The organism is Pantoea sp. RCC30.1 (assembly GCF_058148845.1).
The window spans coordinates 95,331-108,262 of record NZ_JBXUHX010000005.1; the positions used below are offsets into that span (position 1 = coordinate 95,331).

At 54.9% G+C, this 12,932-nt stretch carries 14 protein-coding genes and 1 riboswitch; of the genes, 6 read left to right on the forward strand and 8 right to left on the reverse strand.

What is annotated here, in order from left to right; genetic code table 11:
* Window positions 1-36: 36 nt before the first annotated feature.
* Both AC2LB6_RS06680 and AC2LB6_RS06685 read left to right on the forward strand, forming a co-directional pair.
* Complete coding sequence (locus AC2LB6_RS06680) at window positions 37-618, forward strand: NAD(P)H-dependent oxidoreductase (protein WP_490092923.1); 582 nt, start codon at window positions 37-39, stop codon at window positions 616-618.
* Between the two features lie 48 nt (window positions 619-666).
* Window positions 667-975, forward strand: a complete 309-nt coding sequence (locus AC2LB6_RS06685) for a putative quinol monooxygenase (RefSeq protein WP_490092924.1) — start codon at window positions 667-669, stop codon at window positions 973-975.
* 296 nt (window positions 976-1,271) lie between these two features.
* On the opposite strand, the gene AC2LB6_RS06690 is transcribed toward AC2LB6_RS06685, so the two are convergent.
* From AC2LB6_RS06690 to nudF, 6 genes are all read right to left on the reverse strand, one after another.
* A complete protein-coding gene (locus AC2LB6_RS06690; RefSeq protein ID WP_490092925.1) occupies window positions 1,272-2,171 on the reverse strand; it encodes a LysR substrate-binding domain-containing protein in 900 nt (299 codons plus the stop codon).
* A gap of 93 nt (window positions 2,172-2,264) precedes the next feature.
* Window positions 2,265-4,160: a DNA topoisomerase IV subunit B gene (gene parE, locus AC2LB6_RS06695; protein ID WP_090966032.1), complete on the reverse strand. Its 1,896-nt coding sequence runs from the start codon at window positions 4,158-4,160 to the stop codon at window positions 2,265-2,267.
* Window positions 4,161-4,209: 49 nt separating this feature from the next.
* Window positions 4,210-4,791, reverse strand: a complete 582-nt coding sequence (gene yqiA / locus AC2LB6_RS06700; protein WP_490092926.1) for an esterase YqiA — start codon at window positions 4,789-4,791, stop codon at window positions 4,210-4,212.
* Between the two features lie 3 nt (window positions 4,792-4,794).
* Complete coding sequence (gene cpdA / locus AC2LB6_RS06705) at window positions 4,795-5,622, reverse strand: 3',5'-cyclic-AMP phosphodiesterase (RefSeq protein WP_490092927.1); 828 nt, start codon at window positions 5,620-5,622, stop codon at window positions 4,795-4,797.
* Between the two features lie 42 nt (window positions 5,623-5,664).
* Window positions 5,665-6,090, reverse strand: coding sequence for a DUF1249 family protein (locus AC2LB6_RS06710; protein ID WP_090966038.1), 426 nt, complete (start codon window positions 6,088-6,090; stop codon window positions 5,665-5,667).
* The gene (nudF, locus tag AC2LB6_RS06715) at window positions 6,087-6,722 is read right to left on the reverse strand and encodes an ADP-ribose diphosphatase (RefSeq protein ID WP_090966313.1); all 636 of its coding nucleotides are present in this window, start codon (window positions 6,720-6,722) and stop codon (window positions 6,087-6,089) included. Before nudF ends, AC2LB6_RS06710 begins: the two co-directional genes overlap by 4 nt.
* Window positions 6,723-6,935: 213 nt before the next feature.
* Between nudF and tolC the strand changes: the two genes are divergently transcribed.
* The 3 genes from tolC (at window position 6,936) to AC2LB6_RS06730 (ending at window position 10,384) form a co-directional block, all read left to right on the forward strand.
* Window positions 6,936-8,402 (forward strand): outer membrane channel protein TolC, encoded by a 1,467-nt coding sequence (tolC, locus tag AC2LB6_RS06720; protein WP_490092928.1) that lies wholly within the window; start codon window positions 6,936-6,938, stop codon window positions 8,400-8,402.
* A 142-nt stretch (window positions 8,403-8,544) separates the two neighbouring features.
* Complete coding sequence (locus tag AC2LB6_RS06725; protein WP_136196749.1) at window positions 8,545-9,216, forward strand: DUF1190 family protein; 672 nt, start codon at window positions 8,545-8,547, stop codon at window positions 9,214-9,216.
* Window positions 9,217-9,223: 7 nt separating this feature from the next.
* Window positions 9,224-10,384 carry a glutathionylspermidine synthase family protein gene (locus AC2LB6_RS06730; protein WP_039390665.1) on the forward strand — a complete coding sequence of 387 codons (1,161 nt, stop codon included), beginning with the start codon at window positions 9,224-9,226 and terminating at the stop codon, window positions 10,382-10,384.
* 53 nt (window positions 10,385-10,437) lie between these two features.
* On the opposite strand, the gene ygiD is transcribed toward AC2LB6_RS06730, so the two are convergent.
* Window positions 10,438-11,223 (reverse strand): 4,5-DOPA-extradiol-dioxygenase, encoded by a 786-nt coding sequence (gene ygiD / locus AC2LB6_RS06735; protein WP_490092929.1) that lies wholly within the window; start codon window positions 11,221-11,223, stop codon window positions 10,438-10,440.
* Window positions 11,224-11,448: 225 nt separating this feature from the next.
* Window positions 11,449-12,105, reverse strand: a complete 657-nt coding sequence (gene ribB / locus AC2LB6_RS06740) for a 3,4-dihydroxy-2-butanone-4-phosphate synthase (protein ID WP_490092930.1) — start codon at window positions 12,103-12,105, stop codon at window positions 11,449-11,451.
* A 110-nt stretch (window positions 12,106-12,215) separates the two neighbouring features.
* A riboswitch (FMN riboswitch) is annotated at window positions 12,216-12,373 on the reverse strand.
* A gap of 171 nt (window positions 12,374-12,544) precedes the next feature.
* On the opposite strand from ribB, the gene ubiK reads away from it, so the two are divergent.
* Window positions 12,545-12,931 (forward strand): ubiquinone biosynthesis accessory factor UbiK, encoded by a 387-nt coding sequence (gene ubiK, locus AC2LB6_RS06745; RefSeq protein ID WP_490092931.1) that lies wholly within the window; start codon window positions 12,545-12,547, stop codon window positions 12,929-12,931.
* Window position 12,932 lies beyond the last annotated feature (1 nt).

The following is a 12,932-nucleotide window of genomic DNA, read 5'->3' on the forward strand; positions in this document are numbered from 1 at the left end:
CTGGGCACCATATTCAGGAAACGAGGCAATCTATTCATGAGCAAAATTTTAATTATCGATGGCGGCAAAACCTTTGCCCACTCTAAAGGCGAACTGAACCACACTCTGACCGATGTTGCAGCCAGCCAGTTGCGTGACATGGGGCATGAGGTATCAGTGACCCTGGCTGACAGCAACTATGTGGTTGCGGATGAAGTGCAGAAATATGTCGACAGCGATGTGGTGATTTATCAGATGCCAGGCTGGTGGATGGGCGAACCCTGGACCGTGAAGCGTTACATCGATGAAGTCTTTACCGAAGGTCACGGCTCGCTCTACGCCAGCGATGGCCGCACCCGTTCTGATGCAGCGAAGAAGTACGGTTCCGGCGGCCTGCTGCAGGGTAAAAAATATATGCTGTCACTGACCTGGAATGCGCCGCTGCAGGCCTTTACCGATCCGGAGCAGTTCTTTGAAGGCGTCGGCGTCGACGGTCTCTATCTGCACTTCCATAAAGCCAACCAGTTCCTGGGACTGGAAGCGCTGCCGACCTTTATCTGCAACGACGTGATTAAAGCGCCGGACGTGCCACGCGATATCGCCGCTTATCGGACCCATCTTAGCCACGTTTTTGCGTAAGATGGTTGGGGGCTACCCCCTATTTTCCCACGAAAGAGGAATTCGCGAATGTTAACAGTCGTTGCTGAAATTTGTGTTAAACCCGGTCGCCGTCAGGCCGTGCTGGATGCGGTGAAGAAGCTGATCCCGCTGGTCTTAGAAGAAGATGGCTGCCATCAGTATGACGCGCTGCTGGACCATCAGGCACAGGTACCGTGGAAGCAGAACTCGCCGGACTCCATTTTTATGCTGGAACAGTGGGAAACGCTGCGCCATCTGGAGCAGCATCAGCAGATGCCGCACATGGATGCGCATCGCGTCATCATTAAAGATGATGTGGTGGATGTGAAGATTCTGGTGCTGGAGCCCAGCGCCTGATTAGTGCGGGAGGCTTAACTCGCGTTGTGTAAACGGGGTTAAGGCTGCTGACAAACTCCGGCCACAGTCGCTGTAAGATCGAGCCAGCACAGGGATCAGGGTCAGATCGGAAAAACGCAAAAACCGTCATCCATGACATGCTCGGCCCGCGCCGTCCTGGCGCGGGACGTTTTCCTCTTCTGACCCTGGTCCCTGCGCGCTGAGCTAATACGTTGCGGTCAGATGCGCCCGACGAAATTGTCACCCATCTGAACCTCTGTCCAGTGACAGAGGTTTTTTGTTTCTGACAGACCGGTTCACAGCAGCTGACGCCGATCAATCTCGTTGCGAAGAAAATCCAGGAAGCAGCCGATGCGCGAAGAGAGCGTAAAGTTACGGTAATAGACCGCATGCACCGGCAGGCGCAGATCGCGGGTTTCTGCGGGGAGGACCGGCACCAGTCGGCCAGCGGCGCAATCTTCCCGGCTGACAAAGTCGGAGAGGCGTGCAATCCCCTGTCCTGCCAGCGCCAACTGTCGGATGGTTTCGCCGCTGGAAGCAGAGAGAGTCGGTTTAATGCGCATGAAATCGCCATCGGACTGCCAGACCGGCCAGACGTTGAGGGTGTCAGGATAACTAAAGCCGATGGTTTGATGCTGCGCGAGATCGGCAACGCTCTGCGGCGTGCCCGCTTTCGCCAGATAGGCCGGACTGGCCATCAGCCGGATCGCACTGCTACCGAGCATCCGGGCGCGCAGCGTAGAGTCACGCAGTTCGCCGATACGAATGGCAATGTCGGTCTGCTGCTCCAGCAGATCGATCATGATATCGTCGGTATTCAGCTCAAGCTGAATCAGGGGATAGCGGGCGCGGAAATCGTCCACCAGCGGCACAATCACATGCAGCATAAAGGGCGTGGCAGCGTTCACCCGCAGTCGTCCTGACGGCATCTCGCGCCGCAGGGCAATCTGCTCTTCGGCCTGCTCAACCGAGGCCAGGATCTGGCGCGCATGCTCCAGAAAAACCTGTCCCTCTTCGGTCAGCGCCAGCCGTCGGGTGGTGCGATGCAACAGGGTAGTCTGCAGCTTACTCTCCAGCCGGGACAACGCCCGGCTGATGCCCGAACTGGTCTGCGCCAGCTGGGATGCCGCTGCGGTAATGGAGCCGCTGTCCACCACCGCCACCCAGGCGCGTAGCTCTTCCAGGGTAATCTTCACAATGGTTACTGTCTCTGCTCTGAATCTGCCGGGTTCTCTGAGGATGTGCTGGCTGAAGCACAAAGAGAACAGGACGCTTTCGCGTCCTGTTTTTTACACTTCGATATCGGCCTTGTCGCCTTTTTCCTGCAACCAGTTACGCCGGTCTTCGGAACGTTTCTTCGCCAGCAGCATATCCATCATGCGCAGCGTCTGATCGATATCCTCTTCGCTGATGGTCAGCTGAACCAGGCGGCGGGTATTCGGATCCAGCGTCGTTTCGCGCAGCTGCAGCGGGTTCATCTCGCCCAGTCCTTTAAAGCGCTGAACGTTAGGTTTGCCCTTTTTACGTTTCAGCTGCTCCAGCACGCCCTCTTTCTCATCTTCATCCAGCGCATAGTAGACCTCTTTACCGAGATCGATACGGTAGAGCGGCGGCATGGCCACGTAGACATGACCATTTCTGACCAGTGAGCGGAAATGCTTCACGAACAGCGCACAGAGTAGTGTAGCGATGTGCAGACCATCGGAGTCCGCATCCGCCAGAATACAGATCTTGCCGTAACGAAGCTGCGAAAGATCTTCGCTGTCAGGATCGATGCCGATCGCCACGGAAATATCGTGCACTTCCTGCGACGCCAGAACCTCATCGGAAGAGACTTCCCAGGTGTTCAGGATCTTGCCTTTAAGCGGCATGATCGCCTGATATTCACGATCGCGCGCCTGCTTGGCCGATCCGCCTGCTGAGTCTCCTTCGACCAGGAACAGTTCTGTTTTATTCAGATCCTGCGCGGTGCAGTCCGCCAGTTTGCCCGGCAGCGCCGGACCGCTGGTGAGCTTTTTACGCACCACTTTTTTGGCTGCCCGCATACGCCGCTGGGCGCTGGAGATCGCCAGTTCAGCCAGCTGTTCTGCCGTCTGAATGTTCTGGTTCAGCCACAGGCTGAAGGCATCTTTTACAACGCCAGAGACAAAGGCTGCGCACTGACGTGAAGAGAGACGCTCTTTGGTCTGCCCGGCAAATTGTGGATCCTGCATCTTGACCGACAGCACATAAGCGCAGCGATCCCAGATATCTTCCGCAGAAAGTTTTACGCCACGCGGCAGGATATTGCGGTATTCGCAGAACTCGCGCATCGCATCCAGCAACCCCTGACGCAGACCGTTGACGTGAGTCCCGCCCTGCATGGTCGGGATCAGGTTAACGTAGCTTTCAGTTAATAGCTCGCCGCCTTCCGGCAGCCACAACAGCGCCCAGTCCACCGCTTCCACATCACCGGCAAAGCTGCCGACAAAGGGTTTTTCCGGCAGCGTCGGTAAGCCATTCACTGCTTCGCACAGGTAGTCAGTCAGGCCATCTTCGTAGCACCAGGTCTGTTCGGTATTGTTCAGCTTGTCTTTAAAGACAATCTCAACGCCGGGACAGAGCACTGCTTTGGCTTTCAGCAGATGGGATAAACGTGATACCGAGAAGCGTGGGCTGTCGAAGAAGCTTTCATCAGGCCAGAAATGGACGCGCGTACCGGTGTTGCGTTTCGCCACCGTGCCAGTAACCGTGAGATCCTGAACTTTGTCGCCATTTTCAAAGGCCATGTCATAGATTTCGCCATTACGGCGCACCGTGACTTCGACGCGTTTTGACAGGGCGTTAACCACAGAAATGCCGACGCCGTGCAGACCGCCCGAGAACTGATAGTTTTTATTGGAGAACTTGCCGCCTGCGTGCAGACGACACAGGATCAGCTCAACGGCAGGCACGCCCTCTTCCGGATGGATATCCACCGGCATGCCGCGACCATCATCAATAACTTCCAGCGACTGGTCAGCGTGCAGAATCACTTCAACCCGCTTCGCATGGCCGCCCAGCGCCTCATCGACGCTGTTATCAATCACTTCCTGGCCCAAATGGTTGGGCCGCGTCGTATCGGTGTACATGCCCGGACGACGGCGAACAGGCTCAAGGCCAGTCAGGACCTCAATGGCATCCGCGTTATAGTTTGATTGACTCATCGTAAATGTCTGATTAGAAGGGTGAAATGGGGTGCGATTTCCGCATTACTCAGGGATGATTCAGACCGAGAAAGTCCAGAATCTGCGGGAAATGGCGCTCGAATCCAGTAAATGTATGATTGCCGCCCTCTTCTACCGTGTGACGGCACGCGCTGTAATAGTCGAGCGCCTGTCGGTAATCGAGAACTTCATCGCCGGTCTGTTGCAGCAGCCAGAGTAAATCGGGCGCTTCCAGCGGTTCAATCTGCATTACTTTGAGATCGTAAATGTGGCGTGACTCTAACACATATTGCTGGCCCGTGTAGGGATTCTGATTTTCGCCCAGGAAATCCGCCAGCAGCTCAAAAGGCCGTACCGCGGGATTGACGACCACGGCCGGCAGCATAAAACATTGCGACAGCCAGGTGGCGTAATAACCTCCCAGCGAAGAGCCTACCAGCCCGAGGGTTTCGCCACTGCGACTCAGTACTAAATCCTCCAGCATGGCGGCTGTATCGGCCGGAAAAGTCGGCAGCTGAGGAACAATCATTTCAATTTCCGGATGCTGCGTCTCTAACCATTGCCGGAACTGAGTCGCTTTGGCCGACTGCGGCGAACTATTAAAACCGTGCAGATAGAGCAATGCCGCCACGCGTCAGTATCCTTCTGAGTCTAAGTCGGGACGAAAAGCGTCGGTGTCAAGCCGGTTCACTTCGGTCTCAAGGCCGCCATCCGGATGCAGCGTAAACCAGCGCCAGCCGGGAGCCACGGTGTCGATCGCAAAACTGGTGCAGTGCGGTTTGAACTGGACGCAGGTAGAGGGCGTAGCCAGCACCCGACGGCCATGCCACTCCATATCCAACTCCTGGTGAATATGGCCACAGACCAGCGTCCGGGCTAACGGGTAGCGCTGCAACACGGCATCAAGCTGATGAGAATTGCGCAGGCTGTGCTGATCGAGCCAGGTACAACCAGAGGCCAGGGGATGGTGATGCAGCATAACCAGTGTATGCCGTTGCGGAAAGCGGGCCAGCGCGTTGTCGAGCCACTCCAGCTGATAGTCGCTCAGCATGCCATGCGGGACACCGTAGACCTGGCTGTCGAGCAACACAACCTGCCACTGCTCACCCAACAGCACCTGCTTATGGGCATTGATGTGGGATGCGGCCAGCGTGTCGACCATCGCGGGCTGAAAATCGTGATTACCAGGTAGCCAGACACAGGGCCGCGGCAAACGTGAGATACCCTCAGCGAAATACTGATAGGCTTCGATAGAGTGATCCTGGGCGAGATCGCCAGTGGCGATGATCAGGTCGTAGTCGCGATGTTGCGCAATAATCGCATCCAGCACCGCTTCATAGCTCGACCAGGTGTTCACCCCAAGCAGCGATTCATGTTTTCCCGCGAACAGGTGGGTATCCGTGATTTGCAAAATCCTGATTTCGGAACCGTTCGCTGCAGGAAGAGTTAGCAGGCTATCCAAAGCGTTTCCTTCGTCTCCACGCCATTTACTGCATTATACGCATCAGCAGACCGGAACTGCCATCGCGCCATGTGCCAGGCAGTAGCGCAGCCAGTCTGCGAGAAACTGGTTTATCTGATGTTTTTCATCGCGCTGATGCAATTTTTTATTAGGATAATCATAGCGCGCTTTGAAACGATAGATCTGTTGAGTTGAACACACTTCGGCGACCATCGCATCGTGATAGAGCCTGACAGACATCGAGGGCAGGCTCCAGTAACTCACGGCAGGCGCGACCTGGCGGACCTCCACCAGCGTAGTGTAGCGTGTCGACTCCTGGATCGTCAGCTGATAACGGGCGCCACTCACCTGATAGATCACCGATTCTCCCGCCTCATCGTTACGCGGCAGCAGGCGGCGTAACTGGGCGAAATTGGTTTCGCAGAGCCGCATCATTTCGGGAAAGTCAGGGGTATAGCGCTGTTTCATTTTTGTATCCACTCTTCGCGTAGTTTTTCATGGTGCAACGCCAGCCATTGCAGTGCGATGACAGACGCCGCATTATCAATTATCCCCTCTTCCACCCAGCGGTAAGCCTGTTCGCGGCTCACTACATGGACAAGAATATCCTCATTCTCTTCCTCCAGACCATGGCATCCCTCTGCCTGGCTGGCATCCACTTCCCCAATCAGCACCGACAGACGTTCGCTGGTGCCGCCAGGGCTAGCCAGATAGCTAAGCATAGGCTTAACCCGTCCGACTTCTAATCCTGCTTCTTCAACAGCTTCACGGCGTACAACCTGCTCAACAGATTCACCCGGCTCGATAATGCCAGCGACCATCTCCAGCAGCCAGGGGGAAGCACTGCTGTCATAAGCCGGAATGCGGATCTGTTCAATCAGCACCACTTCATCGCGTAAGGGATCATAAGGTAGCAGCACGGCGGCATGTCCGCGCTCAAAAACTTCGCGCTGCACTTCCCCACTCATTTCGCCATTAAACTGGCGGTGACGGAAGCGGTAACGTTCGACGGAAAAAAAACCATCATAGACGGTTTCGCGTGCAATAATTTCTACATCGTTTTTTGTGAAAGTCACAGGGGATTTTTTTTCTTCCGGCATCATCAGGTTCCTTGTGCAGATTGGGGTGGAGCGAAAAAAGCCTGTAATCGTGCTCCATGTAAGTAGTTCTTTCTGAATTATTTACGTAAATTAGGGGGAGAAGGCACGTTCAGCCAACTTATCTCACAGTTGCCCTCTGCTAGAATCGGCGATAATTTTTTGGCTTACCCGGCAGCGCACCCACTGCAATTTGCTGCAACAAAAGGAATGCAAATGAAAAAACTGCTCCCATTTTTTATTGGGCTGAGCCTGGGCGGTTTCAGCTTCGCCAGCCAGGCCGAAGACCTGCTTCAGGTTTACCAGCAAGCACGTCTGAGCAACCCGGATCTGCGCAGCGCCGCTGCCGATCGCGATTCTGCCTTTGAGAAAATCAACGAAGCGCGTAGCCCATTACTACCCCAGCTCGGCCTGGGTGCAGACTACACCTATAACAACGGTTATCGCGACAGCAGTGGTCTCCATTCCAACACGACCAGCGGCTCGCTGCAATTAACCCAGACTATTTTCGATATGTCGAAATGGCGCGCACTGACCCTGCAGGAAAAAGCTGCCGGTATCCAGGATGTGACCTATCAGGTGGCGCAGCAGGATCTGATTCTGAACACCGCGACCGCCTACTTCAACGTGCTGAAAGCGATTGATACGCTTTCTTACACCGAAGCGCAGAAACAGTCGATCTACCGCGAACTTGACCAGACTACTCAGCGCTTTAACGTAGGCCTGGTGGCTATTACTGACGTTCAGAACGCCCGTGCGCAGTATGACAGCGTGCTGGCTAACGAAGTGACCGCGCGTAACAACCTTGATAATAACGTTGAAACGCTGCGTCAGATCACCGGCATGGACTACATGTCTCTGGCTTCGCTGAGCATCGATCGATTCAGAACCGATAAGCCCGAAGCGGTCAGCGCGCTGCTTAAGCAGGCGGAAGCTCGTAACCTGTCGTTGCTTTCTGCACGTCTGAATCAGGATTTAGCCCGTGAGCAGATCCGCTCCGCTGAAGCTGGTCATATGCCGACGCTGGGTCTGACTGCCTCTACCGGCCTGTCGAACAGCAAGTATGGCGGCAGCCGTGCGAACCAGAGCCAGGGTTCTACTGACTCAATTACCGGTTCTAACCAGGTGGGTCTGAGTTTCTCACTGCCACTCTACAGCGGCGGCAGCGTCACCTCTCAGGTGAAACAGGCGCAGTACAGCTTCGTCAGCGCCAGCGAATCGCTGGAAAGCGCACACCGTTCAGCAGTCCAGACGGTACGTTCATCGTTTAACAACGTGAATGCGTCTATCAGCAGCATCAACGCCTACAAACAGGCTGTGGTCTCTGCGCAAAGCTCTCTCGATGCGTCAGAAGCAGGCTATCAGGTTGGTACGCGTACCATCGTTGATGTGCTGGATGCGACAACCGTGCTCTATAACGCTAAGCAGCAGCTCTCTGATGCGCGTTATAGCTACCTGATTAACCAGCTGAATATCAGCTATGCGCTGGGTACGCTCAATGAGCAGAGCCTGCAGAAACTGAACAGCCAGCTGGGTAAAGAGATCCCGACTTCACCGGAAACGGTGGCACCGGAAAATGCACAACAGACCGCACGCGTGGATAGCGGTCCGGTGGCAACCGGCTCTTCTGAGGCAGCGCGTCCTGCGGCTCGCCACAGCAGCGCTAATCCTTTCGGTAATTAATCAGCGGACGGGCTGCTTTGCGGCCCGTCTCTCTGTTGAACGTATAACTAAGTAAAGATCCCTGTTGTATCAGGCCTCCAGCTTCAATTTTACCCCCCCATCCCCTATTCTATGCGCTACCTTTGGGCACAGGATAATCATAATGAAACGCACAAAATCTATTCGCTATGCCGCTTTTCGTAAGAGCTGGCAGGCACGCCATTTAACGCCCGTTGCTATCGCCGTCTCGGCGGTATTTATGCTGGCTGGCTGCGAACAGAACGATGAAACTGTTTCGATGTACCAGAACGCGGATGACTGTTCGAAAGCCAATCCGGGTCAGAGTGCGCAATGTACGACCGCATTCAATGAAGCCAAAAAAGAGGCGGAACGTACCGCGCCAAAATATGCCACGCGTGAAGATTGTGTGGCTGAATTTGGTGAAAACCAGTGTCAGCAAACACCGGCTCAGGCGGGTGTGGGCACCACCAATGCCGAATCACAGCAGAGTGGCGGTAGCTTCTGGATGCCACTGATGGCCGGTTATATGATGGGCCGCATGATGGGTGGTGGTTCGGGCTTTGCGCAGCAACCGCTGTTCTCCCCAAAAAATGCCCGCAGCCCGGCCAATGGCCAGTTTGTTGATGCATCTGGCCGTAATTATGGTGCTGCCACCTCCGGCAAAACCATGACCGTGCCTAAAACCGCGATGGCACCAAAACCGGCGACCACCTCTACCATTACCCGTGGTGGTTTTGGTGAAACCGTTGCGAAGCAGAACAGCATGCAGCGTAGCAGCGCCAGCGGCACCTCCAGCCGCTCAATGGGAGGCTAACGCCCCGATGGAACGCATTGCCATTTCAGAACGCCCAGGCTGGCGCGAAAAAGCCACCGAGTTCGGTTTTCGTTTTCACACCATGCATGGCGAACCCTACTGGTGTGAAGATGCTTATTACCAGTTCACGCTGGCGCAAATCGAACATCTGGAAGATGTGACCGCTGAGTTGCATCAGATGTGCCTGCAGGTAGTGGAAAAAGTGGTTAACAGCGAAGCGCTGCTGACTAAATTCCGCATTCCGAAACACACCTGGGACTTCGTGCGCGATTCATGGCATCAGCGTCAGCCGTCGCTTTACTCACGCCTTGATCTCGCCTGGGATGGCAAAGGCGATGTGAAGTTGCTGGAGAACAATGCTGATACGCCGACCTCACTGTATGAAGCGGCGTTTTTTCAGTGGCTGTGGCTGGAAGACCAGCTTAACGCCGGTCAGCTACCCGCAGGCAGCGATCAGTTTAATAGCCTGCAGGAAAAGCTGATTGAACGCTTTGCCGCATTACATCAGCAGCACGGCTTTAACTGGCTGCATTTCGCCTGCTGCCGTGACACCGACGAAGATCGTGGCACCGTGCAGTATCTTCAGGATTGCGCCACTGAAGCCGGTCTGCCGAGTGAATTCCTTTATATGGATGAGATTGGCTTGGGCGAGAAAGGGGAATTTACCGATGCTCAGGATCAGGTGATCAGTAACCTGTTCAAGCTCTATCCGTGGGAGTTTATGCTGCGTGAGATGTTCTCTACCAAACTCGGCGATGCTGGCGTGCGCTGGCTTGAACCGGCATGGAAAAGCATTATCTCGAATAAAGCCTTGCTGCCGTTGCTGTGGGAGATGTTCCCGAATCACCCTAACCTGTTACCTGCCTGGTTCGCCGAAGATGACGTTCCGCACATGGACAAATATGTGGTGAAGCCACTATTTTCACGTGAAGGGGCCAATATCCGAATCGTAGAAAATGGTCAGGAGATTGCCCGCGTTGATGGGCCGTACGGCGAAGAGGGAATGATCGTCCAGCAGTTCCATCCACTGCCTAAATTTGGCGACAGCTATACGCTGATCGGCAGCTGGCTGATCGACGATCAACCGGCCGGTATTGGCCTGCGTGAAGACCGCGACCTGATCACTCAGGATCTTTCCCGTTTCTATCCGCACGCCTTTATCGGTTAACGCACCGCGATAATAACAGGCCAGCTTCTGGCCTGTTTTCTCTCAGCTTTACCCTAACCTACCTGAACCGACAACATGCTGATGGCGCCCATCTCCATACCGTCAATCGGAATGCTGATTGCCTCATCCGGCTGACGTGCGCCCAGCACATAGAGCAGCGGCAGATAGTGCTCAGGCGTCGGGTTAGACAGTGCCGCACCAGGGTGATCCATAAAGTTAACCAGCGGATGAGAAGCGGCCTCGCTTTGCACCGTCAGATTATCGCGGACAAACTGTTCAAAACTGCTGGCCCAGGGGTAGACTTCGCTGTTGCCATCCCAGCGCACTTTACGCAGGTTATGCACCACGTTGCCGCTGGCGACAATCATCACACCCTGATCGCGCAGCGCAGCCAGTTTCCTGCCCATCTCAAAATGCCATGCCGCTGGTCTGGTGCCATCAATACTTAGCTGCACGACAGGAATATCCGCATCCGGATACATCTTAATCAGGACGCCCCAGGAACCATGATCCAGTCCCCATTCATGATCCAGCTTCACCTCAACAGGCGCTAACAGATCAACCAGCTGCTGCGCCAGTTCAGGCGATCCCGGTGCCGGATAGCGCGTATCAAACAGCGCCTGTGGAAAGCCACCAAAATCATGAATCGTCTTTGGCTCTGCCATTGCCGTCACGGCGGTGCCGCGCGTATACCAGTGTGCCGAAACCGCGATAATCGCACGTGGACGTGGCAGAGTGTCGCCAGCGTGACGCCACGCGGCAGTATAGCGGTTCTCTTCAAGGGCATTCATCGGGCTGCCATGCCCCAAAAACAGCGCTGGCATTCGTAACTGGCTCATTCGTGATCCCCGGGATCGGTTATTTGATAGCCACTACGATACGCGCATCCGCTGCTTTATCACGCGGATAACCATGATGGAGATTATCAGGAAATTTGAATGACATTGAACGTGGAAAATTTAACAGGTGTTTAGCAGGGGGAGAGAGGGAAAGTTGAAGGTCAGGCGGGTACGGCTGGAAGTAAAACAGGCCCCGTTCAGGGCCTGTTTATTGCGGCAGCCAGATTAGCTGGCATGACGCGTTTCGTGCGCGCGACGCCAGGCGATCAGATCTTCGATGGTCACGACTGGCATGTTGTGCTGGCGAGCGAAAGTAATCGCTTCAGGCGCATGGGCCATGGTGCCGTCGTCGTTGGTCAGTTCGCACAGGACGCCTGCGGGCTTAAAGCCGGCCAGCGTGACTAAATCAATAGTCGCTTCGGTATGCCCGCCACGGGTTAATACGCCGCCTTCGCTGGCACGCAGCGGGAAGACGTGACCAGGGCGATGCAGATCGGTAGGTTTGGCATTGTCGGCAATGGCAGCGCGAATGGTGGTGATACGATCCTGGGCAGAGACGCCCGTGGTGACACCTTCGGCGGCCTCAATGGTCACGGTGAACCCGGTACCAAAGGAGCTGGTGTTATTTTCCACCATCATGGGCAGATCGAGCTGCTGGCGACGCGCTTCGGTCAGGCAGAGGCAGACAATGCCGCTGCCGTGACGAATCGTCAGTGCCATCTGTTCAACGGTCATGTTTTCTGCGGCGAAGATCATATCGCCTTCGTTTTCGCGATTTTCATCGTCGAGTACCATCACACCGCGTCCCTCACGCAGGGCGGCGATAGCACGTTCTACACGCTGTTCAGGCGTGCCAAATTCAGAAAGTAGCGTCTGATTCATGGTAATAAAAACCTTAAAATGTATGGGTTACCAGAATCAGGGCGTGCTTAGGAGTGACGTCAAAAAGACGTGGCAATAACGTGAAGCAGACACAATTGTCCGACAGATGTCGTTACCCTCTCCCATCCGGACTGTAACCGTCGGCCCCGGAATTACACCGGATCTGCTGACCTTTATCTCTCTTTTCATCAAGATAAAGCGCTCGCGGGCTTTCAGCCGAAGCTGATTTACCGCCGGTGGGGAATTGCGCCCCGCCCTGAGAATAAGCCTTTCAACTATAACGCCGATCGTTTGAGGCGGCAATCATCAATAGCGCAATTGCTTTTGCATTTCCTGCGTTACCGATTTGAGGTTTATCCTTTTCATTTCTGGCATTACACTTAACACTTATTACGTTGGTAAACACGCTGACACAGCTCTCCGTAACCAGGAAATCATCATGATCGACACGAAAAAAATTGAACAACTTGCCCGTCAGGTTCACGAAGCGATGCCTAAAGGTGTTCGTGAGTTTGGTGATGATGTCGAAAAGAAAATTCGTCAGGTTCTTCAGGCGCAGCTGACCCGTATGGATTTGGTCAACCGTGAAGAGTTTGATGTGCAGACGCAGGTATTACTGCGTACGCGGGAGAAACTGGCGGCGCTGGAGCAGCGTCTGGCCCAGCTGGAAAGTCAGGGTTCATCAGCCGGTACGCCACCGACCGCAACGGCACCGGTAACGCCTGTTGCCGCGACACCCTCTGCAGCGGTAGCGAGTTCGCCAGCGGCTTCACCGGCACCGGTTGCGGATGTGGTGAAACCTGTCGCGGACAATAAGCCAGAATAAG

Coding starts and splice junctions, on each gene's coding strand:
- tolC (WP_490092928.1), top strand. CDS start 6,936: ATGAAAAAACTGCTCCCATTTTTTATTGGGCTGAGCCTGGGCGGTTTC.
- AC2LB6_RS06710 (WP_090966038.1), bottom strand. CDS start 6,090: ATGAAACAGCGCTATACCCCTGACTTTCCCGAAATGATGCGGCTCTGC.
- AC2LB6_RS06685 (WP_490092924.1), top strand. CDS start 667: ATGTTAACAGTCGTTGCTGAAATTTGTGTTAAACCCGGTCGCCGTCAG.
- AC2LB6_RS06730 (WP_039390665.1), top strand. CDS start 9,224: ATGGAACGCATTGCCATTTCAGAACGCCCAGGCTGGCGCGAAAAAGCC.
- nudF (WP_090966313.1), bottom strand. CDS start 6,722: ATGCCGGAAGAAAAAAAATCCCCTGTGACTTTCACAAAAAACGATGTA.
- parE (WP_090966032.1), bottom strand. CDS start 4,160: ATGAGTCAATCAAACTATAACGCGGATGCCATTGAGGTCCTGACTGGC.
- AC2LB6_RS06680 (WP_490092923.1), top strand. CDS start 37: ATGAGCAAAATTTTAATTATCGATGGCGGCAAAACCTTTGCCCACTCT.
- AC2LB6_RS06725 (WP_136196749.1), top strand. CDS start 8,545: ATGAAACGCACAAAATCTATTCGCTATGCCGCTTTTCGTAAGAGCTGG.
- ubiK (WP_490092931.1), top strand. CDS start 12,545: ATGATCGACACGAAAAAAATTGAACAACTTGCCCGTCAGGTTCACGAA.
- ygiD (WP_490092929.1), bottom strand. CDS start 11,223: ATGAGCCAGTTACGAATGCCAGCGCTGTTTTTGGGGCATGGCAGCCCG.
- ribB (WP_490092930.1), bottom strand. CDS start 12,105: ATGAATCAGACGCTACTTTCTGAATTTGGCACGCCTGAACAGCGTGTA.